The organism is Photobacterium sp. SKA34, assembly GCF_000153325.1.
Taxonomy (GTDB): Bacteria; Pseudomonadota; Gammaproteobacteria; order Enterobacterales; family Vibrionaceae; genus Photobacterium.
On the sequence record NZ_CH724143.1, the window covers coordinates 40,093 to 66,874 of the forward strand.

Annotated in this window: 20 protein-coding genes, 1 tRNA gene and 1 riboswitch; of the genes, 7 read left to right on the forward strand and 14 right to left on the reverse strand. The window is 41.1% G+C overall.

Annotated elements, in window-relative coordinates:
* Positions 1 to 145 precede the first annotated feature (145 nt).
* A complete protein-coding gene (locus SKA34_RS13320; RefSeq protein WP_006646057.1) occupies positions 146 to 1,522 on the forward strand; it encodes a PhoH family protein in 1,377 nt (458 codons plus the stop codon).
* 81 nt (positions 1,523 to 1,603) lie between these two features.
* On the opposite strand, the gene thiQ is transcribed toward SKA34_RS13320, so the two are convergent.
* From thiQ to leuA, 8 genes are all read right to left on the reverse strand, one after another.
* The gene (gene thiQ, locus SKA34_RS13325) at positions 1,604 to 2,338 is read right to left on the reverse strand and encodes a thiamine ABC transporter ATP-binding protein (protein WP_006646058.1); all 735 of its coding nucleotides are present in this window, start codon (positions 2,336 to 2,338) and stop codon (positions 1,604 to 1,606) included.
* Positions 2,325 to 3,935 carry a thiamine/thiamine pyrophosphate ABC transporter permease ThiP gene (gene thiP / locus SKA34_RS13330; RefSeq protein ID WP_006646059.1) on the reverse strand — a complete coding sequence of 537 codons (1,611 nt, stop codon included), beginning with the start codon at positions 3,933 to 3,935 and terminating at the stop codon, positions 2,325 to 2,327. The genes thiQ and thiP overlap by 14 nt, the downstream gene beginning before the upstream one ends.
* Before the next feature lie 12 nt (positions 3,936 to 3,947).
* Positions 3,948 to 4,937, reverse strand: a complete 990-nt coding sequence (gene thiB / locus SKA34_RS13335) for a thiamine ABC transporter substrate binding subunit (protein WP_198138498.1) — start codon at positions 4,935 to 4,937, stop codon at positions 3,948 to 3,950.
* Positions 4,938 to 5,050: 113 nt separating this feature from the next.
* Positions 5,051 to 5,164: riboswitch (TPP riboswitch) on the reverse strand.
* 27 nt (positions 5,165 to 5,191) lie between these two features.
* Complete coding sequence (locus SKA34_RS13340; RefSeq protein ID WP_006646061.1) at positions 5,192 to 5,974, reverse strand: DUF547 domain-containing protein; 783 nt, start codon at positions 5,972 to 5,974, stop codon at positions 5,192 to 5,194.
* A gap of 141 nt (positions 5,975 to 6,115) precedes the next feature.
* Positions 6,116 to 6,718 (reverse strand): 3-isopropylmalate dehydratase small subunit, encoded by a 603-nt coding sequence (leuD, locus tag SKA34_RS13345; RefSeq protein WP_006646062.1) that lies wholly within the window; start codon positions 6,716 to 6,718, stop codon positions 6,116 to 6,118.
* A gap of 15 nt (positions 6,719 to 6,733) precedes the next feature.
* Positions 6,734 to 8,176 carry a 3-isopropylmalate dehydratase large subunit gene (leuC, locus tag SKA34_RS13350; protein ID WP_006646063.1) on the reverse strand — a complete coding sequence of 481 codons (1,443 nt, stop codon included), beginning with the start codon at positions 8,174 to 8,176 and terminating at the stop codon, positions 6,734 to 6,736.
* 14 nt (positions 8,177 to 8,190) lie between these two features.
* Complete coding sequence (leuB, locus tag SKA34_RS13355) at positions 8,191 to 9,279, reverse strand: 3-isopropylmalate dehydrogenase (RefSeq protein WP_006646064.1); 1,089 nt, start codon at positions 9,277 to 9,279, stop codon at positions 8,191 to 8,193.
* Positions 9,280 to 9,341: 62 nt separating this feature from the next.
* Positions 9,342 to 10,886, reverse strand: coding sequence for a 2-isopropylmalate synthase (gene leuA / locus SKA34_RS13360; RefSeq protein ID WP_006646065.1), 1,545 nt, complete (start codon positions 10,884 to 10,886; stop codon positions 9,342 to 9,344).
* A gap of 509 nt (positions 10,887 to 11,395) precedes the next feature.
* On the opposite strand from leuA, the gene SKA34_RS13365 reads away from it, so the two are divergent.
* From SKA34_RS13365 to ilvN, 6 genes are all read left to right on the forward strand, one after another.
* Complete coding sequence (locus SKA34_RS13365) at positions 11,396 to 11,905, forward strand: phosphatase PAP2 family protein (RefSeq protein ID WP_006646066.1); 510 nt, start codon at positions 11,396 to 11,398, stop codon at positions 11,903 to 11,905.
* Between the two features lie 10 nt (positions 11,906 to 11,915).
* The gene (locus SKA34_RS13370; protein WP_006646067.1) at positions 11,916 to 13,034 is read left to right on the forward strand and encodes an MJ1255/VC2487 family glycosyltransferase; all 1,119 of its coding nucleotides are present in this window, start codon (positions 11,916 to 11,918) and stop codon (positions 13,032 to 13,034) included.
* A gap of 323 nt (positions 13,035 to 13,357) precedes the next feature.
* On the forward strand, positions 13,358 to 14,311 hold the full coding sequence (leuO, locus tag SKA34_RS13375; RefSeq protein ID WP_006646068.1) for a transcriptional regulator LeuO: 954 nt from the start codon (positions 13,358 to 13,360) through the stop codon (positions 14,309 to 14,311).
* Between the two features lie 349 nt (positions 14,312 to 14,660).
* Positions 14,661 to 16,484 carry a long-chain fatty acid--CoA ligase gene (locus SKA34_RS13380; RefSeq protein ID WP_006646069.1) on the forward strand — a complete coding sequence of 608 codons (1,824 nt, stop codon included), beginning with the start codon at positions 14,661 to 14,663 and terminating at the stop codon, positions 16,482 to 16,484.
* Between the two features lie 326 nt (positions 16,485 to 16,810).
* A complete protein-coding gene (locus tag SKA34_RS13385; RefSeq protein ID WP_006646070.1) occupies positions 16,811 to 18,529 on the forward strand; it encodes an acetolactate synthase 3 large subunit in 1,719 nt (572 codons plus the stop codon).
* On the forward strand, positions 18,529 to 19,026 hold the full coding sequence (gene ilvN / locus SKA34_RS13390; RefSeq protein WP_005369845.1) for an acetolactate synthase small subunit: 498 nt from the start codon (positions 18,529 to 18,531) through the stop codon (positions 19,024 to 19,026). Before SKA34_RS13385 ends, ilvN begins: the two co-directional genes overlap by 1 nt.
* A gap of 321 nt (positions 19,027 to 19,347) precedes the next feature.
* On the opposite strand, the gene SKA34_RS13395 is transcribed toward ilvN, so the two are convergent.
* From SKA34_RS13395 to SKA34_RS13420, 6 genes are all read right to left on the reverse strand, one after another.
* Positions 19,348 to 19,971, reverse strand: a complete 624-nt coding sequence (locus tag SKA34_RS13395; RefSeq protein WP_006646072.1) for a GntR family transcriptional regulator — start codon at positions 19,969 to 19,971, stop codon at positions 19,348 to 19,350.
* A gap of 360 nt (positions 19,972 to 20,331) precedes the next feature.
* A complete protein-coding gene (gene pykF / locus SKA34_RS13400) occupies positions 20,332 to 21,744 on the reverse strand; it encodes a pyruvate kinase PykF (RefSeq protein ID WP_006646073.1) in 1,413 nt (470 codons plus the stop codon).
* A 569-nt stretch (positions 21,745 to 22,313) separates the two neighbouring features.
* Positions 22,314 to 22,389: transfer RNA gene (locus SKA34_RS13405), tRNA-Ile, on the reverse strand.
* Between the two features lie 199 nt (positions 22,390 to 22,588).
* Positions 22,589 to 24,439 (reverse strand): RNA polymerase sigma factor RpoD, encoded by a 1,851-nt coding sequence (rpoD, locus tag SKA34_RS13410; RefSeq protein ID WP_006646074.1) that lies wholly within the window; start codon positions 24,437 to 24,439, stop codon positions 22,589 to 22,591.
* A gap of 92 nt (positions 24,440 to 24,531) precedes the next feature.
* Positions 24,532 to 26,289 (reverse strand): DNA primase, encoded by a 1,758-nt coding sequence (gene dnaG, locus SKA34_RS13415; protein WP_006646075.1) that lies wholly within the window; start codon positions 26,287 to 26,289, stop codon positions 24,532 to 24,534.
* Positions 26,290 to 26,423: 134 nt separating this feature from the next.
* Positions 26,424 to 26,782, reverse strand: a 359-nt coding sequence (locus tag SKA34_RS13420) for a GatB/YqeY domain-containing protein (RefSeq protein WP_006646076.1), incomplete at its 5' end; no start/stop codon positions are given.

The window sequence follows — 26,782 nt, forward strand, 5'->3', positions numbered from 1 at the left end:
CGGTCACAGTAAAACCATAATAAAACTTTCATCAACCGAGGGCTTAATAGGAAAGACGTCATAATTAAACCAGATGGGTAATTTTGACGTAAGCTAATAGAGTGATAGCTTTATTATCGCTGTCCAGACTACCAAGGAGGTGCCTATGGACGACGCCGAACGGAAACTGTTTGTACTTGATACAAATATTATGCTTCATGAACCTCTGGCGTTCTTTTCTTTTCAGGAACACGACGTGGTTATTCCCATGACGGTTCTGGAAGAATTGGACAGAATTAAAGACAGTAAGCGTGATGTTTCTCGTGATGCGCGAGTCGCGATACGTGCGCTTGAAGATATATTCCACGATGCACCACCAGAGCAAATTTCGGCTGGTATTCCTTTCAATGATAAAGTGGCTCATAGCGGCACTATTGCTATTTTTGCTGACTATGAAGTAAAACAAACCGTCCATGCCTTTAGTGATAAGGCGGGCGACAATCGTATTCTTAATAGCGTTCTCTTTCTGCAACAAAAACATGCACCACGCTCTGTGGTGTTGGTGACCAAAGACATCAACATGCGACTGCGTGCCAAAGGTGCAGGCGTCTTGTATGTTGATGATTATCGAACCGATCAGTTGATTGACGACGTGGCATTGTTAACTAAAGGCTTTCATCGCTATCATGGCGATTTTTGGGAAAATGTCGCTGAGTGTCAGTCGGAAAATAAAGGTCGTTCAACCTTACATACCTTACCTAAAAACTTATTTGAAACTCCCTTTGTTAATCAATATTTACTGGATGAAGGCAATGATTTTGCCGCTAGAATTCAAAGTATTGATGATGAAAGTGTCACCATTAAAGACATTAGCCAAGAGCGACTAATGCATCGACAGGCTTGGGGGGTTAGCCCTAAAAACATCTATCAGGGTATGGCACTAGATGCAATGCTTGATCCTCGGATTGATTTAGTGATCTTAACGGGTCCTGCTGGCTGTGGTAAAACCATTTTAGCGATGGCAGCAGCACTTGAGCAGGTGATTGAAAAAGGGATGTATGACAAAATTATTGTCACTCGTAATACACCCGAAATCGCTGAGTCGATTGGTTTCCTACCGGGCACCGAAGAGGAAAAGATGATGCCATGGTTGGCAGCGGTTACCGATACCATGGAAGCGCTTCATAAGCATGATGTTTGTACTGATGGCTCAATGAAGTACATTTTCGATAAAGCCAATATTCAATTTAAATCGATCAACTTTATGCGTGGGCGTTCTATTCAAAATGCCTTTGTTCTACTCGATGAATGTCAAAATCTAACAGCTTCACAAATTAAAACCATTATTACCCGATGTGGTGAAGGGACTAAAATTGTGTGTTCGGGTAACCTTGCTCAAATTGATTCTAACTATTTATCCCCAGTGACTTCGGGATTAACCTATATTGTTGAGCGCTTTAAAAACTTTGAAGGTAGCGCCAATATTTATTTAAACGGGGTGGTTCGAAGCCGTCTAGCGGAATTTGCCGAAGAAAATCTTTAATTACTAGCAAGAATAATGAGAAAAGCGAGCACATTGGGTGCTCGCTTTTTTGTTTACGGTGTTACTTATTGCATTCTGCGGTTATGTTTCTTGTTGGGTTAAACCAAGATAGCTTTTAAGTTCAGGTAGTACGGGGTTGGATAAAACATCATGAGTATCTCCTGCCGCTTTGATAGTACCTTGATTAATAAAAATACATTTATTGGCAATCTTCTCTGCATCTTCAGGGCTATGAGTGATCATCAATATCGTCATATTGCGCGTTGTGGCTAATTGCTTAACGAGGTTTAACATCTCTGCACGGAGTGCTGGATCAAGAGCTGAAAATGGCTCATCAAGCAGTAGCAAAGGGCGCTCTCGTAATAAACATCGCGCTAATGCTACTCGTTGACGTTGCCCGCCAGAAAGCTGTTCTGGTAAACGCTCAAGGTAGGCATTAATTCCCACTTGTTTCGCAGAATCAATCACACGCTGTTTTTGCTCTGCGGTGAGTTTAAGATTTGGGTTGATACCTAATGCAATATTTTCGAACACACTGAGGTGAGGAAATAAATTGTGTTCTTGAAATAACATCGAGAGTGGACGCTGCGCAGGCTCTAGCTGACAGATAGATTTGCTATTAATGGTGATCTCGCCGCTATCAGGGATGAGAAAGCCAGCTATGAGTGCGAGTAAGGTACTTTTACCCGCACCACTTGGGCCAATGAGTGCGGCGATATCTCCCTGTTCAAGTTGAACATCAAAGCTCAACGCCATAGCAACCTCATTTTTGTGTTGAGGTAAGTAGGTATAGTTGAGTTGATTAATGTTTAGCATGATGAACTCCTTGGCGATGGAGAGTAACAACGAGATATTCCACTGCGCTAAATAAACCTAAGCTGAGTAACAGTAAAACCAGTGCGGCAACAGCAGCGGCATCCATTCGATAACTGCCCATCAGCTCAAATAAATACAGTGGCAGCGTTTGAAAATCTTGACTGCCAAATAATGCAATCGCACCTAAATCACCCAGTGATAAGACAAAGCTAATAGCAAGAGCTTGGGCAATAGGAGCACGTAACGCACGCCATTCAACCAAGCGTAATCGCGATAGGTGCGTCATCCCTAAACTGCGACATAACGGATTATATTGCTGCGCGAGGTGGAGCATTGGTTGACTTAATGTTTTGATTACATATGGCAGCGCCATCAGGGCGTTGACACAGACCACAACCCAAAACGCAGCACTGTACGCATCGGTATATTGGCGCAGTAATAGGAAAATACCAGTACTTAACACTAACCCTGGTGTCACTAAAATCACTGTGCCGATCATTTCAATCCCGTCAGCAGCCAGTTTTTTACGTGCTAAGCGTAAGCTACGACTCGTGATGAGGATCATGACGCCAAGACAAAATGCTAATAAGCAGGAAAATAGTGCAATATGGAGTGAGTTAGTGATTGCTGACCATAACTGCTTTTGTTCTAAGATATTAAATAATTGATGGTTAATACCCGATACAAAGACGGCAATGATCGGTGGTATAACAAACACTAACGCACTGATGATCCAGAATACATCCCAACATTTAGCGCGCCATGTATCGTTATAATTCACTACCTTTTTGCTGATAGAGCCGTTTAGGGTAGAAAGTGGTTTAGCAAAACGTTGCGTAAAAAGCACTAATGAGCAGCAAAGTAGCATTTGCCACAAAGCTAAAATAGCCCCTGTCACTAAATCAAAGTCATAACGCAACGCTTGATAAATGGCGAGCTCGATAGTGGTTGATTTAGGGCCACCGCCAAGCGACATGATCACGGCAAAGCTGGTAAAGCACAACATAAAGACTAAACCCGCGATATGCGGCAGTTGTTGGCGTAGTCGAGGCCATGCAATTAAGCGAAATTTACTCCAGCCAGTAATACCTAAATGCGCCGCAAGCTGATGTTGCTCTGCGGGGATACCATCGAGACTTTGCAGTAGAAAACGAACGGTCAGTGGCAGGTTTAAAAATACGTGCGCCAGTAAGATCCCGCTTAAACCATAAATGTTCAATGGCGGTAAGCCTAGTATTTCTAGATTATGACTGATCAATCCACTTTTGCCATAAATCGATAATAAACCAAAGACAGCAACCAATACGGGCATCACGAGCGTCATCGCAAATAAACGTAATAGCAGGGCTTTTCCTACAAACTGTCGCCGTGAAAGAGCATAAGCAATGGGAATCGCAGGGATGATGCTGAATAGAGTCGATAAGATGGCTTGATAGAAGCTAAATCCTGTTACATGACGCAAGTAAGGATCATGCCATAATGTTGACAGTTGCCAGTTGTTAGCTTGGCTAATCAAGGCGGTGAGCGCGGCAACAACAACAAGAGTGATCAGCCCGGCACTGATAATGCCGGGCAATAGGGTAATGCGTTTGTTCAAAGTCTTAAACCATTACTGAGTGAGGGCTTGCTGCCACTCACGGATCCAAGCTTTGCGATGTGTTGCCACTTCGTCGGCACTAAATTCAAGTGCTTTGCTTGGTACGGTGAGTTCATCAAAACCTTTCGGTAGGCTTTGCTTTGTTACTGGATACATCCAGTTGTGGGTAGCGATTTGTGACTGAAAAGCATCACTAACAATAAATTGCATAAATTGATCAGCCAGCTTTGGATGTGGGCTATTTTTCATTTTTGCTGCCACTTCAACTTGCATGTAATGGCCTTCTTTGAAGTTAGCCGCTTTGTACTGGTGCTTGTCTTCAGCAATGATGTGATAGGCCGGTGATGTGGTGTAAGAAAGCACCATATCTGATTCGCCTTTTAAGAACATGCTATAGGCTTCAGACCAGCCCTTAGTGACGGTCACTGTGTGTTTTGCTAATTGCTGCCACATTTCAGGGGCTTTATCACCGTAGACGGATTTGATCCATAACATTAGACCTTGGCCTGGGGTGGAAGTACGAGGATCTTGATAGATAACGCTAATATCTTGATCTTTGATCAGTGCATCTAAACTTGCAGGTGGGTTTTTCAGTTTATCGCTGTCATACACAAAGGCAAAATAGCCGTAATCATAAGGGATGAAAGTATCATCACTCCAACCTTTAGGAAGCGTTAGCTTACTAGTATCAACATCACTTTTTGCTAATAGGCCAGTATTTTTCGCTTCTGTCATTAGGTTGTTATCTAGCCCTAATAACACATCTGCTTTACTGTTTTTCCCTTCAAGACGAACGCGATTTAAAATCGATACACCATCTTCTAAAGAAACAAAATTGACCGTACAACCATTACATTGCTTTTCAAACGCTTTCTTTACCACAGGGCCAGGACCCCAGTCTGAAGCAAATGAGCTGTAGGTATAAACGTTAAGGGTATTGTCTGAGGCGAAAGCTGAGCTTGCAACTAATGACAGAGAGATTAGAGGAAGAAGAGTGTTTATTTTTTTCACTATGCGCTCCGAGATGTCCTGCATCCTTGGGACAAAAATTGAAAGAGAGAGCGGCACAGGTTTGAGTGCTGTTGCGTCATGCAATGTTCAGCGAGCTCGAAAGAATGTTCGAGCATCTCAATTCCTACGCCAGCATTACCTGGTTCAGGTTCAATGGGTTCTGCTATACAACACGTATGCCTAACAATCTCAGCCAAATGACTCCCCAATGAGAACAAACTATTGTACCTGTAACTGTATCGAAGTTATAGCTTCTGATTAAGTTGCCAATTATAGGTATAACGGATCTGAGTTAATTGCACGTTAGGCGTAACACGATAATGATTAAGGTGTTGTTGTAACTCAGTTAATGATCCAAAATCAGTTTGATACCAATCATAGATAGATGACAGCGTGATGCCATTTTTTCTTACTTTTACTGCTTTTTCACTATTAATAAAGCGTGTGGCAACTTGATCTAACTGGAAATCTAATCGATCGCTATTAAATGCTTTAGGCAGTAAATCAGGACAACCGAGGCTGGCACAGTTGACTGCGTAGTGGATCCTAGGATCTTGCCAGATAGGGCGTAAGATCCGATGTTCAATATCGTTTAAAGTTAGCTTTTTATTATTAATGGTAATAATGGTTTGATCCCATGGTCCAAAGCTAAATAAACCTCCCAGTTTAGTAATTGATTTTACAGGGTAATTATCAATAATTAACTGAACAGTTAGGGCGTTATATAAATTAACCCAATAGGCAAATTGAACATCACGATTATAGCGGTGAGGATTTTGAGCACTGAGTCGCTTAATATAAGTTGCTAGTTTTTGTTTATCCGTACTTGATACTTGGTTGTAACGAAATAAGGTTTGATTCGGTTGAATAACAAGATATTTATCGAGTAGCTGCTGCCAATCTTGATGACTTATCTTGTTTGTATTCGTAGGATCATGAGGTTGCCAATATGACCAGAGTTCGGATTTTGGCGCAGCATAGAGCGGTAAAGTGATTAACAGCAGCCAAATCGCAATAACAATACGCATATTCTTCCTATTTATATAATAAGTAACAGTATTGATTAAGACCGTAATAAGTATTGGCTAATTTCATTATCTTTTTGATATTTTCTAATAAAAACGCCCTGTTTATATTAAGCAGGGCGTTCGACTTCAGATAATATACGATTACGCTAAAAAGCTAGGAATATGGTTTTCGAAGTCTGTAATTTTATCTTCGTGTTGCAGTGTCAAACCGATATTGTCTAAACCATTTAATAGACAGTGACGACGGAATTCATCAATTTCAAAGGCATATTCTTTCCCATCAGCACTGACGATCATTTTTTCAAGATCAACTGTGATCTGTGCGCCTTCATTTTCATCGACATACTTAAATAAAGTGTCAACGTCTTGCTCAGATAGACGTACAGGCACCATTTGGTTATTGATCGAGTTACCATAGAAAATATCGGCAAAGCTTGGCGCAATCATAACTTGGATACCGTAATCAGCAAGCGCCCACGGTGCATGTTCACGAGAAGAACCACAACCAAAGTTTTCACGCGCCAGTAAAATACTCGCGCCTTGGTAGCGAGGGGCGTTCATAATAAAGTCAGGATTTGCTTGCTCGCCTGCATCATCTAGAAAACGCCAATCATGGAAAAGGTGCTTACCAAATCCAGTGCGGGTTACTTTCTGCAAAAACTGTTTTGGAATAATCGCATCGGTATCAATGTTTGCCGTATCTAGCGGTACAACTAAACCTGTGTGTTGTTTAAAACCTGTCATGTTCAAATCCTTTTGTTACACCGATACGGCATCTAGTTGGCGAATATCAACAAAATGTCCGGCACATGCTGCTGCTGCTGCCATGGCAGGACTAACGAGATGAGTACGCCCATCACGACCTTGGCGACCTTCAAAGTTACGGTTACTGGTTGACGCACAACGCTCACCGGGACCTAAGCGATCGTTATTCATTGCTAGACACATTGAACAACCAGGTAGTCGCCATTCAAAGCCTGCTTCAATAAAGATCTTATCAAGCCCTTCTTTTTCCGCTTGTGCTTTCACTTGCTCTGAGCCTGGAACGACTAAAGCTTGTACGTTAGCGGCAACTTTCCGCCCTTTTGCAATAGCTGCTGCTGCGCGCATATCTTCAATACGTGAATTAGTGCATGAACCAATAAAGACCTTATCAACGGCAAAATCAGATAGGGCTTTACCTGCTTCTAGCCCCATGTAAGCTAATGCTTTTTCAGCAGAGGCTTTTTCAACGGGATCGTTAAAGCTTTCAGGGGCAGGAATTGGCTCATCAACGGCAATCACCTGACCTGGGTTTGTTCCCCATGTTACTTGTGGCTTTATGTCTTTAGCATTGAGCGTTACTACGGCATCAAACTCAGCGTTAGGATCGGACTTTAATGATGTCCAGTATTCTACTGCAGCATCAAACTCAGCGCCTTTTGGGGAAAATTCACGATCTTTAATATAATCAAATGTTGTTTGATCCGGTGCGATCAAGCCTGCTTTCGCACCTAGCTCAATCGCCATGTTACAGACGGTCATACGACCTTCCATCGTAAGATCTGTGATTGCTTCGCCACAGAACTCAACCACATAGCCAGTACCGCCAGCAGCGGTTGTTTTACCTATGATTGCAAGGACGATATCTTTTGCTGTAATGCCTTCAGCCACTTTTCCTTTAACTTCAATCTTCATGGTTTTCGCACGAGATTGTTTTAAGGTTTGAGTGGCTAATACGTGTTCCACTTCTGAGGTACCAATACCGAAAGCTAGTGCGCCAAAGGCACCGTGAGTCGCAGTATGTGAGTCACCACAAACAATGGTCATACCCGGCAGAGTAATACCCAGTTCAGGTCCCATTACGTGTACAATACCTTGATATTTATGATTTAAGTCATACAGGGTGACGCCAAACTCTTCACAGTTTTTCGCCAGTGTTTCCATCTGGATACGTGCCATTTCACCCGATGCATTAATATCTTTAGTTTGGGTAGAAACGTTGTGATCCATCGTGGCGAAAGTTTTTGATACCTGACGCACTTTACGACCCTTTTCACGCAAGCCATCAAAAGCCTGCGGGGATGTCACTTCATGTACAAGGTGACGGTCGATATATAGGATTGGATTTTCCCCTTCTGCTGCAACGGCAACATGGGCATCGTATACTTTTTCATAAAGCGTTTTAGGTGAAGCTGAAGCGTTATTATTAGTGTTCGACATTGCTCAATGCTCCCTTATGCTTGTTGAATGTAGGCTGCGATCTTATCGCCCATTTCACTGGTGGTGAGTGCTGGCTTATCACTTGCAAGATCGGCGGTTAACTCGCCGGCTTCCAGCGCTTGTGATACAGCTTGCTCGATAGCACGCGCTGCTGTTTCTTCACCTAGGCTGTAACGAAGCATCAGTGCAGCAGATAGGATCTGCGCCACTGGGTTTGCAATGTTTTTACCTGCAATATCGGGTGCTGAGCCGCCAGCAGGCTCGTACATACCAAACTTATCTTGGTTGAGGCTAGCAGAAGGTAACATACCCATAGAGCCTGTGATCATTGCACACTCATCCGAAATGATATCGCCAAAGATATTTGAACATAGCATGACATCAAATTGAGAAGGATCTTTGATCAGCTGCATGGTCGCGTTATCAATATACATATGAGTTAACGTCACATCAGGGTAATCTTTTGCGATTTCTTCTACGACTTCACGCCATAAAATAGAGCTCTGTAGTACGTTAGCTTTATCAATAGAGCAGACTTTTTTGCTGCGTAAGCGAGCTGATTCAAACGCAATTTTTGCAATACGTTCAATTTCATAGCGGTAGTAGACTTCGGTATCGAACGCTTTTTCTTGCGCGCCTTCACCTTCACGGCCTTTTGGCTGACCAAAGTAAATACCGCCAGTGAGTTCACGCACAACAGCAATATCAAAACCACGCTCTGAAATATCAGTGCGTAGCGGAGAGAACTTCTCTAAGCCACGGTGAATTTGAGCTGGACGTAGATTACAAAATAATTGGAAGTGTTTACGTAGTGGCAGAAGAGCACCACGCTCAGGTTGATCGTTAGGTGCTAGATGTTCCCACTTAGGGCCACCAACAGAGCCAAACAACACGGCATCGGATTGTTCACAGCCTTTTAGAGTGGCATCTGGTAGCGGGCAACCATGATTATCGATAGCAATACCACCCACATCATATTCTGTACGATTAAAGGTTAGGTTAAATTTAGTCTCGATTGCATTTAGCACTTTATGTGCTTGTTGCATCACTTCTGGACCAATCCCGTCACCGGGTAAAACTGCAATATTGTAAGAACCAGCCATGGTATCTGCTCTCCATAATTGTTTAAAAGTATAAATTCGTGAGTAACTGCAAGCGTTATCAACTAGTGAGTTGCTGAGCGTTGCTTAATTTCTTCAATTTGATCTGCACGGTGAATGCTGTTGATAACGTGCAGTAACGCTTGACCAGACGCTTCTACAATATCGGTTGCTAAGCCCGTTCCGTGGTATTTTCTGCCTTTATAATTAGCGATGATATCTGCTTGTCCTAAGCCGTCTTCACCTTCGCCTTTTGCGGTTAAATCAAATTTATCCAGTACAATGTCATAACCTGTTAGGCGGTAAATACACTGGTATAACGCATCGACAGGACCATTACCGACTGCCGCTTCACATTTTTCTTCGTCACCACACAATAGCTTGATGCTGGTCGTTGCCATAACACTACCTGATTGAACACTTAGGTAGTTCAGTTTGAAGTAGTCATCTTCATCACGAAGGTTAGAAAAATGCATCAGCGCTTCTAAGTCATAATCAAACACTTGGCCTTTTCGATCTGCCAGTTTTAAGAAATCAGCATACAGTTTATCTAGGCTATATTCGTTCTCGGTGTAGCCTAATGCATCCATGTGACTTTTAACAGCCGCACGACCAGAGCGACTGGTTAGGTTTAGTGCTTGGTTTTTAAGGCCAATCGATTCAGGCGTCATGATCTCATAGGTGTTTTTATTTTTTAGCATCCCATCTTGGTGAATACCCGATGAGTGACTAAAGGCATTGGCACCGACAATCGCTTTATTGGCTTGAATTGGCATATTACACAACTGACTAACCATTTTACTGGTTCGGTGAATTTCATTGTGTTTGATATTGGTTGTTACACCCAGTAACTCCTGACGAGTTTTGATGATCATCGCAATTTCTTCTAGTGAGCAGTTACCAGCACGCTCACCTAGACCATTAATGGTTCCTTCTACCTGACGAGCACCTGCTTGAACGGCCGCCATTGAATTGGCAACAGACATGCCTAAATCATCGTGACAGTGGACAGAAATCACTGCCTTATCTATGTTTGGAACGCGATTAAATAGCTGGGTGATAATGCCGCCAAATTCACTCGGCAGGGTGTAACCCACGGTGTCAGGGATGTTAATGGTGTTAGCCCCCGCGTCGATAGCTGCTTCTACCATGCGGCATAGATTATCGATCGGTGTACGGCCAGCATCTTCACATGAGAACTCAACGTCATCAGTATAATTACGCGCACGCTTTACAGCTGCGACACCCATATCAATGACATCATCATAGCTACGACGTAGCTTGTCTTGCACGTGAACGGTTGAGGTTGAAATAAAGGTATGAATGCGGAAAGCTTCTGCGACTTTTAATGACTTAGCCGCAACATCAATATCTTTTGCTACCGCTCGGGATAGTGCACAAATACGACTGTTTTTGATGTGTTTCGCGATGGTTTGTACTGACTCAAAATCGCCTGGGGATGACACAGGAAAGCCTGCTTCAATCACATCAACACCTAAACGCTCTAATGCGTATGCGATCTGTAGTTTTTCTTTTACGGTAAGGCTTGCCGACAACGCTTGTTCACCGTCACGTAGCGTAGTATCGAAAATAATGACCTGATCTTTCATTGCTACTTCCTTTTAATCTATTACCGTTACAGGTTAGTTCGCATTCACTTGCGCTAGTCGATATATGAAAAAACCCGCGCAAGTTGCGCGGGTTTTAAAATCTTTAGTGGCGTTTCCCACTCAAAAGCAACCCGCGCGATTTAAGTCACGATAAGGAGGAGGCTAAGGAGTAAAGAGAAACGTTTTTTCATTTTATACACACTTATATAAAGTTGATTAACAAATGAATACCAAATAGACAGGTCAAAGGTCAACCAATAATTACGTTTATTTTACAATTATGGCATTAACTAATTGATTTTTAATTATTGCGATATGTTTTTCCATAAATAAGAGAAAAATACAGAGAAGATTGGGCAATAACATTTCGTGATAAAAAATTGCCAAATTATTAACAATTTATGTAATTCTCCTTTTCTTCTAGATTGTCATTGACTCTCCTTTTAAGTTTCACCTTGTTGTCACAAGCCCTTTTTATTCTAGTGACAGTTATAAAAAGGAGAACAATGATGACATTACTTACCCCCATTCAGCGTTTTGATTATGCGTTTTCAACGCTATGTCTCTGTCATCGATTTAATATTCCACTGGCTAAAATTAGCCGTATTGTTTCACGAACCGGTGATGGCCACTTATATGCAATGATTGGTTTGCTCATATGGTGGGGTGATCAACAACACGGTGATTCTTTCATTTTCTATGGTTTGTTGATGTTTTTGATTGAACTCCCATTGTATTGGTTGCTCAAAAACAGCTTTAAACGCAGTCGTCCGGTTAGTTTACCCTCCTTTATTAAACCCTCAGATCGCTATAGCTTGCCATCAGGTCATACTGCGGCGGCTTTTATGATGGCCGCCTTAATTTCAAGTTTTTATCCTTCGTATAGTGAAGTTGTATGGCTATGGGCAAGCTGCATTGGCTTCTCCCGAGTATTACTGGGGGTGCACTATCTTAGCGATATCGTTGCTGGAGCATTATTAGGTTTTACTTGTTTTGAATTAGCCAGTTTTATCTTGTAAGGAATATACAATGAAAATACTTTATGGGATCCAAGGTACGGGTAATGGTCATATTTCTCGAGCTCGTGAAATGGCGCGCGCTTTTGATGGATTAGATTGTGAGGTTGATTATTATTTTTCAGGGCGGGAAAGAGATAAGTTTTTTGATATGGAGTGTTTTGGTGATTATCAATTGGGAAAAGGGCTGACTTTCGTTACCGAACAAGGCTGTATCCAACGGTTAAAAACATGGCGTCAGCTTGATTTGCGGCAATTTCGGCAAGAGGTGAAAACGTTAGATTTATCTCGTTATGATTTAGTGTTGAATGATTTTGAGCCTATTACTGCATGGGCTGCAAAACAGCAGAAAGTACCCAGCCTTTCTTTAAGTCATCAAGCTGCTTTTTTGCATGATGTACCCAAAGCGAATGAAAGCGTATTTGATCGATTACTTACACGTTATTTTGCTCCGACTCAATATCAAATTGGTCTGCATTGGTATCATTTTAACTGCCCAATATTACCGCCAATTATTCCTTGTTTTGATACACCAAGTCGTCATCAACAACCTTTTATTCTGGTGTATTTACCTTTTGAATCACTTTCTCAAATTACTGATTTACTCTCTCATTTTCAGCAAGTGAATTTTGTTTGTTATCACCCAGATATTGAGAGTAAATCACAATGGCAAAACATACAGTTGAAACCATTAAGTCGAGAGGGGTTTCACCACGATTTACATCACTGTAAAGGTGTCGTAGCAAACGGTGGTTTTGAGCTGCCTTCAGAGGCTATTTCTCTAGGAAAAAAATTACTATTAAAACCACTACAAGGGCAATTTGAACAATGTAGCAATGTAGCAACGTTAGCGATGATGGGATTGGCTCATGTTACTCAATCGTTAGATGTGACGACGATGCGAGTTTGGCTTGATAGCGAGAGTGTTGGGCGGGTTAAAATTCCAGATGTGGCAGATGAAGTTAGTATGTGGTTACTTAGTAAAGAGTGGGATGATATTGATGCACTAAAAGAAGTGTTATGGCAGCAAGTAGAGTTCCCAGAATCCGTAGCAGAAGCAATGTCTGAGCATTACCCTGAAAGCCAATATATTACGGCAACACCTTCACTTATTAAATCATTGGTGAAATGAATCAATAGAAAAAGTTACTGATTATTCTTGAATTTGTTATGGTTTTTTATCTTAAAGTAATGTTTAAATTTTTATTTATATCTTTTTTTATTTATTTTGTGATTGATTTAAGATTATGATTTGTAATGTTTATATTTCTGAATATGTATTAATTCATATAATAATCATAATCACTTATATTCTATTATTAGTCTCATCAATCTGTTTGGATAATACTGGCCTCACCCCAAATCAAGCGGGTTTAGACTAGAAGCCAGAATTAAGCTTCTAAGTTACTGAAGGCATAGGACGTGCCGATAAACTCATAAATTTAGAGGCATAATATGACACGTAAAACATCTTCAGTTTTCCCTGCAGAAAGTTACACAATGGAATCAACATTACGTAGTGTTGATCTTAATTTATTAACCGTTTTTGACGCAGTAATGCAAGAGCAGAACATTACTCGTGCTGCACATAATTTAGGTATGTCACAACCTGCAGTAAGTAATGCGGTTGCACGTCTTAAAGTGATGTTTAATGATGAGCTATTTATTCGTCATGGTCGCGGTATTCAACCCACGCAACGAGCTAAACAATTATTTGGTCCACTGCGTCAAGCACTGCAATTAGTTAAGAATGAATTGCCATGTTCTATTTTTAATCCAATGACAACAACTCGTACTTTTAAGTTGGCAATTTGCAGCCCGTCAGACATGCGTTTTGCCCCTCAGATTTTAAAAGAAATGCACACGCGAGCTCCTCATTTACGTCTTCAACTTGAAGCAGAATTTGAAGCAGAATTAGCACAGAAATTACGTTATCAAGAAATTGATTTTGTGATTGATTATGTGCGCTTTGACGAACAAGGTTTTTGTAGCACAGAATTATTCAGTGATGAACTTGTTGTTATCGCATCAGGAAATCATCCTCGTTTACATGAAAGCATTTCCGAAGCTGAATTTAATCATGAAATGCACGCAGTATTAAAAACGATCCCTGAAGTTAAAGGTTTCGCCGATCATATTTACAATCAAGCGCACATTTACAATGAAGCTTATCACGGTGCGAGTTTAAGCAATATCATGTATGTGGTCGGTCAATCTGAATTAATTGCGGTCGCTCCTCGCTGGTTAGCAGAATCTGTGGCAGATAACCTACACTTAAAAGTGCTAGATCTTCCTTTTGCGAATAATAAAATTAGCGGTTACCTAAGTTGGCATGAATCAACACAAAAGGATAAAGGCAATATCTGGATGCGTGATCAGCTAATGACAATTTGTGGCGATTTAACGTAATAAACCCATGATATAAACGTGAAGGTCAGCACAATTGCTGACCTTTTTTGGTTAAAAGCTATCGATATTACAGTGGTAAGAGTTGTCTGCTGTTTCGCAATATGAATAATGCCGCGACGTGAAATAAGGTTGATTTTTTCGTTCTTCAACCATGTTATTTATAGATTCTTACACTTTTGCTTTTTGATTGAAAAGTAGTTTGATAGCCTTTATTCATAAGGCGTAGAGTAGCGGGTAAGCGTTGGAAAATATAATTTTATGTGCATTATGGTTGGCTTTTTATAGGCTGAATTGTAGACTGCATATCTCGAATCAGCTTACAAGTGTAAGCTAAATAAATAGAGTACTTATGGCACAACACGATTTTCATATTGTTCACCGCATTCGCAGTCAAGTTTCTCGCTTAGGTGATAAGCCAGCATTACGTCATCAAGTCGATGGTGAGTGGCAAGATATTAGTTGGAATTGTTTTGGTGAGCAAATTCAGCAATTGGCTTTAGCATTATTGTGCCAAGGCCTACAAGTACAAGATAAAGTTGGCATATTCTCAAATAATATGCCTGGCTGGACTATTGCTGATTTTGCCACGTTATACAATCGTTGTATTACTGTTCCTATTTATCCAACAAGTACAGAGCAGCAAGCGGCTTATATTCTTCAAGACGCAAGTGTAAAAGTACTTTTTGTTGGCGAGCAAGCTCAAATGGATGCGGCTGTGGAAATTGCAGCACAATGTCCTCAGCTTGAACGCATCGTTGCATTGTCTGACGATGTCACGATCCCTGAACATCCATTGGCGTGCCATTATAATGCGTTTGTGAAGCAAGCAAGTGGCGAGTATCAACAAGAATTTGATACTCGTTTAGCTGAAAAACAAATGGATGATTTGGTCACACTGATTTATACCTCGGGTACAACCGGTACACCGAAAGGGGTCATGTTAGATTATGCAAATATTGCATCTCAGATTGAAGCGCATGATCAACGTTTAGCGCTAGATGAAGGTGATACTTCATTATGCTTCTTACCGTTATCACATGTCTTTGAGCGAGCATGGACGTTCTACGCACTACATCGTGGTGTCGTAAATTGCTACCTATCCGATACTAATAAATTAAAAGAAGCATTAATCACGGTGAAACCGCACTATATGTCAGCGGTTCCTCGTGTGTTTGAAAAAATCTATTCAGGTATTCACGATAAAGTCTCTCGCGCACCCTTACACCGTAAAATGATATTTACATGGGCGGTGAACATGGGTGCTAAGATGGCTGCTGCCCGTCAAGAATGTCGTGAGCCATCTTGGTTATTGAAGAAATCTTATGTGCTAGCTGAGAAAGTAGTGTTATCCAAACTGCAGGCAGTACTTGGTGGAAATATTAAATTTATGCCATGTGGTGGTGCGAAATTAGACGCGGGAATTGGTCGTTTTTTCCACGCGATTGGAATTAACGTTAAATTAGGTTATGGCATGACAGAAACCACAGCAACGGTTTCTTGTTGGGATGATAGCTGTTATAACCCTGATTCTATTGGTATGCCAATGCCCGGTGCTGAAGTTAAAATTGGTGAGCAGAATGAAATTTTAGTTCGTGGTCCAATGGTTATGCGTGGCTATTACAATATGCCAGAAGAAACCGCGAAAAATTTCACTGAAGATGGCTTCTTGAAAACAGGTGATGCGGGTTATCTTGATGAGCAAGGTAACTTGTTTATTACTGATCGTATTAAAGAGTTAATGAAGACTTCTGGTGGTAAATATATTGCACCGCAAGTAATTGAAGGTGCGATAGGTAAAGATCACTTTATTGAGCAGATAGCTGTGATTGCCGATACTCGTAAGTTTGTATCAGCCTTGATTGTTCCGTGCTTTGAAACGCTAGAAGAACATGCGCGCGAATTAAATATCAAATACAAAGACCGTTTAGAGCTAGTTAAACATAGCCAAATTGTTGAGTTAATTGAAAAGCGTGTCGTGGAGCTACAAAAAGATTTAGCACGTTTTGAACAAGTGAAAAAATTCACCTTGTTGCCGAAATCATTTTCGATGGACAAAGGCGAGTTAACGCCGACTCAAAAACTTCGTCGAAAAGTGATTCAAGATCGTTACCACAAAGAAATTGAGCATATGTATGAGGAAAGCCATAAAAAGGCGTCTCATAAAGACAAGTAATGTTTTATTTTTAATAAATGAAGGAGCCGTTATGGCTCTTTTTTTATTTTAACCAGTAACATATTTGGTAATAAAACTATGCTGTGGTTATTAATGTGGCTTGATGGTTTTATTTACCTGTAAAAAGTCATAAAACATCAATTTTTAAGATTTTAAAATCAAAGTCGACTTTTCCTCTAGATTCAAATGCTGCAAAAGCGTTAAAGTTGTTACAGGTAGCTGCGTGTTGTTATTGCATTGCGCAGTATACATAGCATGAATTATTCATGGCGTTTATTAGGCTAAAAATAAGCCCTAACTATGTTTCATCGACCTGGAGACAAAATATGGAGATGTTGTCCGGCGCTGATATGATCGTACGTTCTATGATCGATCAAGGCGTTAAGCATATATTCGGCTACCCTGGTGGCTCTGTTCTTGATATCTACGATGCCCTTCATGAGAAAAGCGATATTGAACATGTTCTTGTTCGTCATGAACAAGCTGCTGTTCATATGGCTGATGGTTATGCGCGTGCTACGGGTGATGTTGGCGTTGTACTGGTGACCTCTGGTCCTGGCGCAACCAATGCCATTACTGGTATTGCAACGGCTTATATGGATTCAATTCCTATGGTCGTGCTATCAGGGCAAGTAATGAGTAGCTTAATTGGTAACGATGCATTCCAAGAATGTGACATGGTTGGGATCTCACGCCCAGTAGTTAAACATAGCTTTCTTGTAACCAAACCTGAAGACATCCCTGAAATCATCAAAAAAGCCTTCTATATAGCATCTACAGGCCGTCCTGGTCCCGTTGTGGTTGATATCCCTAAAGATATGTTAAACCCTGCTGAAGCGTATCCATATCAATATCCAGAATCGATTTCATTACGTTCATATAATCCGACGACCCAAGGTCATAAAGGACAAATTAAACGTGGTGTTAAAGCGCTATTATCAGCGAAAAAGCCAGTATTGTACGTCGGTGGCGGTGCCATCATGTCATCGTGTAGCGAGCAATTGATTGAGCTTGCTGAGTCATTAAACATTCCTGTTGTAAATACCCTTATGGGACTAGGGGCGTTCCCTGGCTCACATAAACAGTGTTTAGGTATGTTGGGTATGCATGGCACTTATGAAGCTAATATGGCAATGCATAACGCAGATCTTATATTTGGTATTGGAGTGCGTTTTGATGATCGTACGACCAACAACTTAGAAAAGTACTGCCCTGATGCAACGATCATGCACATAGATATTGATCCATCATCAATATCTAAAACCGTATCAGCAGATATTCCTATCGTGGGCTCGGCGGATACCGTATTAAATAGTATGCTTAAATTATTGAAAGAGCATGAAGTTAAAAATGATCAACAGGAGATCGCGCAATGGTGGCAATCAATTGAATCGTGGCGTGAACGTGAATGTTTAAGTTATGACACAGATAGCGATCGCATTAAACCACAGCAAGTCATTGAAGTGCTTCACCGCTTAACTAATGGCGAAGCTTATGTCTCTTCTGATGTTGGTCAGCATCAAATGTTTGCCGCGCTGTATTACCCATTTGATAAGCCGCGTCGTTGGATTAACTCTGGTGGTTTAGGCACGATGGGCTTTGGTTTACCTGCTGCGATGGGAGTGAAGTTTGCTTTGCCTGATGCTGAAGTGGTATGCGTAACCGGTGATGGCAGTATTCAGATGAATATTCAAGAGCTATCTACAGCGTTGCAATACGATATTCCTGTTAAGATCATTAATTTAAATAACCGATTCTTAGGCATGGTGAAGCAGTGGCAGGATATGATCTATCAAGGTCGTCACTCACATTCATACATGGATTCTGTGCCTGATTTTGCGGCTATTGCTGAAGCTTATGGCCATGTCGGTGTACGAATTTCAGATCCTAATAAATTAGAAAGTGAACTAGAGAAGGCTTTAGCACTTAAAGATAAATTAGTCTTTATTGATATCAGTGTTGATGAAACAGAACACGTATACCCAATGCTTATCCGTGGTGGTGCAATGAATGAGATGTGGTTAAGCAAGACGGAGAGAACATAATGCGTAGAATTATTTCAGTATTACTTGAAAACCAACCGGGTGCATTATCTCGTGTGGTGGGTCTGTTTTCTCAACGTGGCTACAATATCGAATCACTCACTGTTGCGCCGACTGACGATCCAACGTTGTCGCGTTTGAACATCACGACCAATGTGAAAAATGAATCGGCTTATGAGCAAATTGAAAAACACCTTCATAAGCTTATTGATATTTTAAAGGTCAGTAACATTACTGAATCAGAGCATGTTGAGCGTGAATTAATGCTAACCAAAGTTAAAGCTAGTGGCTTTGCGCGAGCAGAAGTTAAACGTACTGCAGATATTTTCCGGGGACAGATTATTGATGTTACAAGCCAAATTTATACTATTCAATTAATCGGTACAGGTGAAAAACTTGATGCATTTCTAGCGGCAGTAGGTGAAGCGACAGAAATTATTGAAGTCGCTCGAAGTGGCGTAGTAGGCATGGCTCGAGGAGAACGTGCATTAAAGGCGTAATTGTATAACGCACAATTAACAAAGCCGATTGTTGTAATAAACAATCGGCTTTTTATTTTTTTAATGAATAAACATCGACTAATCTTTAGTAAAGAGCAGAAGGCAGGGAAGCGCTTATACCATACGAGGTAAGCGATGCTGCGGCAGTTTTTGGTCCGATTAACCACAGCTATTCTAGTTATTTTAGGGTTTAAACTGAGTGCAATTTATTTTTTGTTAGTTGTACTGCTGTTAAATACCCACCATAAAGAGATTTTTGGCTGGTAAGATCAAAAAAGCTCGTTAATCATATTAACGAGCTTTTTATTTGAAATTTAAAGCTTATAGGTGGTTTTTGATGTCATCAACCGCTCTTTCAAAGTGGGTCAGCATAATTTTCTGAGCAAGCTCCACATCACGGTCAAGTACCGCTTTCATCAGGGCTTCGTGTTCCCCTTCATCGGTATAGCGATCTTCCACTTCGCGTTTTTTACTCACCCAAATATGGCGATAGCGTTTTATTTGATCATAGATATCATTATAGATATCAAGCATTACAGGAGAGTGGGCACTGGTTAAAATAGCGGTATGGAAATCACTATGTCTTTGTTCCCATTCAGATAAGTCGGTATCATCAAGGGTTTGATCTAAGCGGCTGAGCTTGTGATAGGTCGTCAAAATATTGAGTTCCCAAGCTTCATCACCCTGTGTAATTGCACGCGATAATAGCTCTCGAGAGATGACTTTATTCGCGCTAAAAAGATCTTGTAGCTCTTCAATTGAAACGGGGGCGACCCAACATCCTTTTTGTGGTGCAAATTTAACGTACTTTTTCCATGATAATTGTACCAAGGCTTCTCTAATTGGAGATGCACCTACGTTGTATCGCTCTTTAAGATCAGCGACAACGAGTTTTTGACCTGGAGTCAGTTTACCGAGCAAGATATCTTGTCGAATGACTTCCATGACCTGATTCGTTAAAGTCGGGCTAGACACGTTAATCCTCTTTAGCTTCCTAAATTCTCGTTATTATTATTATTGAGAATTTATCGTCTTGTTATATATGAATTTATTAGTCATCTGAGACTAAAGTATACATTGGTTTGTTTATCGCTTAAACATTTTAGGTGCTATTAGGTTATTTATAGAAGGGTCTCATATAAGTGATGGTTAACAGAATAATGCTGTATTCCCCAAAGTAAGGGCTATCACGTATTTATAGTTGAGGTTAAAGTAGCATCTTAATAGGGAGGATGTATAAGGTGCTAAGAGAATAAAATAAAAAGGAGCTACGAGAGCTCCTTTTTGTACATATGTAGATACTAATTAAAGTACGTGTACAGATGCTGTGTTTGTAGTACCTGAAGTAACTAGAGCGCCAGAAACCATAACAACGATGTCGCCTTTAGCACCTAGACCCGTTTCAAGCGCTAGCTCTTTACCGCGTAGGTAGAATGCATCAGTGCTTTCAATTGAATCAACAACAACAGGTGTAACACCTTTAGAAAGACATAGCTGAGCAGCTGTCTTAGTATTTGTTGTTACAGCAAGAATGCGTGCTGTTGGGAAGTACTTACGTACAGAGCGAGCTGACTTACCAGCTTCAGTTGCTACAATAATTAGCGGAGCGTTTAGTTTCTCAGCTGTATCTACAGCACCTTTACATACCGCTTCTGTGATACGTAGGCGAGGGCTATCTAGACGAGAACCTAGCTCAGGCTTAACAACGTAATCAGTACGTGCACAGATTTGCGCCATGATAGTTACAGCTTCAATTGGATATTTACCCTTCGCTGATTCACCAGAAAGCATTACTGCATCCGTACCATCCATGATTGCGTTAGCAACGTCGCCCGCTTCTGCGCGAGTTGGACGTGGGTTCTTAATCATAGAATCAAGCATTTGAGTCGCAGTGATTACAACTTTACGTGCACGGTTACATTTCTCGATCATCATCTTCTGAGCGAAGATAACTTCTTCAACTGGAATTTCAACACCAAGATCACCACGAGCAACCATGATACCGTCAGAGGCATCAAGAATAGCGTCGAAGTTATCAACACCTTCTTGGTTTTCAATCTTAGAGATGATTTGGATGTTTTCGCCACCATTAGCTGTTAGAAGCGCACGGATTTCCTGTACGTCTTCAGCTTTACGGATGAAAGATGCAGCAACGAAATCAACGCCTTGCTCGCAACCAAACTTAAGATCAGCTTTGTCTTTTTCAGCAAGTGCAGGAAGTTTTACAGAAACGCCAGGTAGGTTAACACCTTTGTTTTCGCCTAAGTCACCGTTGTTAAGTACTTTACACTTAACTTCAGTCTCTGTTGTTTCTAACACTTCCATTTCGATTAGACCGTCGTCTACTAGGATAGTGTTACCTTTTGTTAGGTCTTTTGCAAAACCTGGGTAAGTTACTGCAACGCAGTTTTGGTTACCTACAACTGAAGTGTCAGTTGTAAATGTAAAATCTTGACCAGCTACTAGAGAGAAGTCTTGACCGCCTTCTAGTTTGATTGTACGGATTTCAGGGCCTTTAGTATCTAACAGGATTGCTAGTTCTTTGCCTGTATTAACCATTACTTCGCGTAGGTTACGAATACGTTGACCGTGTTCTTCGAAGTCACCGTGTGAGAAGTTTAGACGCATTACGTTCATACCAGCGTTAGCTAGTTTAGTAAGCATTTCTACAGATTCAGTTTTAGGTCCAATCGTACATACGATCTTGGTCTTTTTCATTGAGGGTCTCTCCAGACGAACTTTTACCCGAGGGGAAATTATCATCATAGAACTAGTGTTCTCATCTGATTGCTGTATCACCACATTCTACATGAGAGAGTAGTTACTACGATGGTTGTAATAAAAAACTCGATAAACATTACTTTATAAAAACGTTGGCGCTTTGATAAAGTGGCAGTATAAAATTTTTATTGTTACTTATCGTTGGTTAGAACTTGGTACTTGCGTTAATTAATAATATCAAACAGCTTATTGGATATGAGCTTAACGAGCGCAACATTATAGCAGAACTCTAATGATTTGCACTTAGAGTTAAGAGCCTTAATTGTCTCATTGTTATGTGACGTAACGATGATAATTATGCTGAAAAATAAAAATAAAGTATTGTTATTTATCAAGACTTGAAGGGTTATTCATTATTGTTTTTACGCTGTAACATATTCTGTTGTAGTGAAGAAGTATCAAAGTAATTGATGAAATCACAATGATAGCTTTTGTGATCTAAATCTGAAATGGGCTAGATAAAACAAAAGGCAGAGAAGGATTAACCTTTTCTGCCTTTCTATGTTTGGTGGCCCCTCCCAGACTTGAACTGGGGACCAAGCGATTATGAGTCGCCTGCTCTAACCACTGAGCTAAGGGGCCAATATGGAGCAAATTATAGGGGATGGATTTGCCCTTGTCTAGCGATTAAGGCTCAGATTTTGTTTGCTTTTTCAACAGTTAGTCATCTATTCGAGATATTTGCAGCATAAATCAAATAAGTGACCTTGTTCTTTTATTGCTAGGATTGTTTTAGATACAAAAAAGCGAGCCTATCGGCTCGCTTTTTTAATGCTCAAGCTTACTCGTCGAGGAAACTACGTAGCACATCAGAACGGCTTGGGTGGCGAAGTTTACGTAACGCTTTCGCTTCTATCTGACGAATACGCTCACGTGTAACATCAAATTGTTTACCCACTTCTTCTAACGTGTGGTCAGTATTCATATCAATACCGAAACGCATACGAAGTACTTTAGCTTCGCGTGGTGTTAAACCAGCAAGTACATCGTTTGTCGCTGCACGCAGGTTGGTTGCCGTTGCTGCATCCATTGGTAATTGAAGCGTGGTATCTTCAATGAAGTCACCTAGATGTGAATCTTCATCATCACCAATTGGGGTTTCCATTGAGATTGGCTCTTTAGCAATCTTCAATACCTTACGGATCTTATCTTCCGGCATTTGCATGCGTTCAGCCAATTCTTCTGGTAATGGCTCACGACCCATCTCCTGAAGCATTTGACGAGAGATACGATTCAGTTTGTTGATGGTTTCAATCATGTGAACAGGTATACGAATTGTACGTGCCTGATCAGCGATTGAACGTGTGATTGCTTGGCGGATCCACCATGTAGCGTAAGTTGAGAATTTGTAACCACGACGGTATTCAAATTTATCAACGGCTTTCATCAAACCAATGTTACCTTCTTGGATTAGATCCAAGAACTGCAGACCACGGTTGGTGTATTTCTTCGCGATAGAAATAACCAGACGTAAGTTTGCTTCAACCATTTCTTTTTTTGCACGGCGAGCTTTTGCTTCACCGATAGACATACGACGGCTGATGTCTTTAATACGCTCGATTGAAAGACCTGTTTCTTCTTCTAGCATGCGAAGCTTAATAGAAGCACGACGAAGATCTTCTTCGTATACTTTTAAGCGCTCAGCATAAGGTTTGCCAGAATTTAGTGCTTCATCAATCCAATCTTGCTTCGATTCGTTACCTGCAAATAAAGAAACGAATGTTTTCTTCGGCATTTTGCTGTTATCAACACACATACGCATGATAAGACGCTCGTTAGTGCGTACTTTATCCATAGAATCACGTAGTGAGCTAACCAAACGGTCAAACTGCTTAGGGATCAGACGGAATTGCTTGAATACTTCAGATAATTCTTCAACTGCAATTTCAGTTGTCGCATTTTGACGACCGTTTGTATCAATTGCTAACGCCATTTTATCGTAGGCGTTGCGTAGTTCTAAGAATTTTTCGCGAGCAAGCTCTGGATCGATGCTGCCGTCATCTTCTTCTTCATCGCTATCTTCAGAGTTTTCATCATCTTCAAGATCTTTATCTTCGTCTTCAAGATCACTTTCGCTGAGCTCTGAACCAATGTGTGTTGCTGTTGGTGCAGCCGTTGCTTCTTCATTAGGATCAACAAAGCCTGAAATAATATCAGTTAGACGAAGCTCATCAGCTTCAACTTTATCAAATTGCTCAAGTAAGTGAGCAATTGCAGATGGGTATTCAGCGACAGAACATTGAACTTGGTTAATACCATCTTCAATGCGTTTTGCGATATCAATTTCGCCTTCACGAGTAAGTAGTTCAACCGTACCCATCTCACGCATGTACATACGTACAGGGTCTGTCGTGCGGCCGATCTCGCTTTCTACGCTTGATAATGCTTGCGCCGCTGCTTCAATGGCGTCTTCGTCGGCATTATCTTCAGTCATCATGAGTTCATCGGCATCTGGGGCAGTTTCAACTACCTTAATACCCATGTCATTAATCATTTGAATAATGTCTTCAACCTGATCAGAATCAACAATATCTTCTGGTAGGTGGTCATTTACTTCGGCGTAGGTCAGATAGCCTTGTTCCTTGCCTTTTGCAACAAGTAACTTTAGCTGTGACTGCGGATTTTGCTCCATAGACGGTATCCAACTTCGGGTCTGAGTGATAATTTAGTATGCAGAGTTGCAAACCGTTAATTATAACAAATTTCTTAATTGTTGACTACTTATTAAACAGGGCGATTCAGTATTAGTAACTGTAATTCCTGTTTTTCTTCGACTGATAAGCCGACTGTTCTCGATTTAGTCTGCAACTGTTCAATTTGTTGTTTGACGCACTGATCAATAATGTTGTCCATTGCGTCTAAAAATACATCTAAGCTGTTGTCTTCATCTTTCGACAACGGTAATACCCACGCAGCGAGACGAGCCATTGTGGCTTCATTCTTGGTACCGCGCCAGTGTTCTAAAAGTTGTCCAGTGCTGATATTGGGGTTACTTCGGCATTTATCAACTATCGATAGCAATAAATTTAAGCCTGATAATTCAATATTTTCAAATGCACTCATGTCAAACTCAAGTTGAGTGACAAAGTTAGGGTGCTGAATCAATAATGCGATCACTTCTCGCATTGGTGTTCGTTTAATTTGTACTTGGCCAACAGTTTTTGATGTTTTGCCATGCATTGATATTAGTTGCTGAAGCTGGGCTTCGTCTGGCAAACCTAAATTTTTGCCAAGTAGTTCACGTAAGTATAGCCTGAGTGTGCCACCTGGGACCTTATCGATCAATGGAACGGCGAGAGTACTAAGTTTTGCTTTCCCTTCGCGGCTGGTGGTATCTACTTGTCTCATTAAACTGTTGAAGAGGAACTCTGACAATGGCATCGCTTCATCAACACGTTGTTCAAATACATTTTTGCCTTCAGCACGAATACATGAATCAGGATCTTCACCGTCAGGCAAGAACATAAATTTGAGTTGGCGACCATCCGTTAAATACGGCAGTGCTTGCTCCATTGCCCGCCATGCTGCATCTCGTCCTGCTCTATCGCCATCATAACAACATACAACCGTACTGGTTTGGCGAAATAGACTTTGAATATGATCGCCTGTGGTTGATGTACCGAGTGAGGCTACGGCGTAATCAACACCAAATTGCGCTAATGCGACGACATCCATATAGCCTTCAACCACCATGATTCTTTTGGGTTCACGGTGAGTTTGTAACACTTCATAAAAACCGTATAACTCACGACCTTTATGGAAAATATCGGTTTCTGGTGAGTTGAGGTATTTTGGGGTGCCATCGCCTAACACGCGGCCACCAAAACCAATAACTCGACCACGTCGATCATGGATCGGAAACATCACTCGACCACGGAATCGATCATAACGACGACCATTATCGTTTTCGATCAGCAGGCCTGTGTTTACAAGTGCTTTTTGCGATTCATTATCTCTGCCAAAACGACTACGTACCATATCCCATTGATCAGGAATAAAACCGATCGAGAATTTTTTTACTATTTCACCTGATAAGCCGCGACCTTTAAGGTAATCGACAGCAATTTCACCTTCTTTAGTCCGAAGTTGAGATTGGTAAAATTGTGAAACTTGGCCCATTAACTCATAGTAATTACGTTTATCAGCGACTTTTGGACCACGATGGGTATTATTGCCATCGTTTTCACGTGGGACCTCTAAGCCTAGCTGTGAAGCTAATTCTTCAATCGCATCAACAAAATCAAGGCGATCAAATTCCATGACAAAATCAAGGACGTTCCCGTGCACACCACAACCGAAACAGTGGTAAAACTGCTTTTCTTGGCTAACAGAAAAAGAGGGCGTTTTTTCGTTATGGAAAGGACAACAAGCGCCAAAGTTTTTGCCTTGTTTTTTGAGCTTTACCCGTGCATCAATGACATCGACAATGTCATGTCGAGAAATAAGATCATCAATGAATGAACGTGGTATTTTTCCTGCCATAAGAAAGCAAATAACCTGATAGTGAAATAAAAGAAGATTGTTGTTGGAGTGTGTTGAGTTCTCGTTCAATCAGATACGAACAAGCCGTGCATCCCAAAAAGGATAGCACGGCTTGTCGCTGAATAGGAGAGTGATTAACCTAGTTTAGTTTTCACTAACTTGCTAACAATCCCCATATCGGCACGACCCTGAATTTGCGGTTTCAGTACGCCCATCACTTTGCCCATATCTTGCATAGTGGCAGCGCCAGTCGCAGCAATAGCTTCATCCATTAACTCAGAGATTTCCTCTTCAGTTAGTGGCTGAGGCATAAACTCGGCTAGAACACTGATTTCAGCATGCTCAACATCAGCTAAGTCTTGACGACCTGCAGCTTCATATTGAGCTACAGAGTCACGACGTTGCTTAACCATTTTAGTTAATACAACCAACACGTCGTCGTCGTTAAGAGTGATCTTTTCGTCAACTTCACGTTGTTTAATTGCTGCAAGAA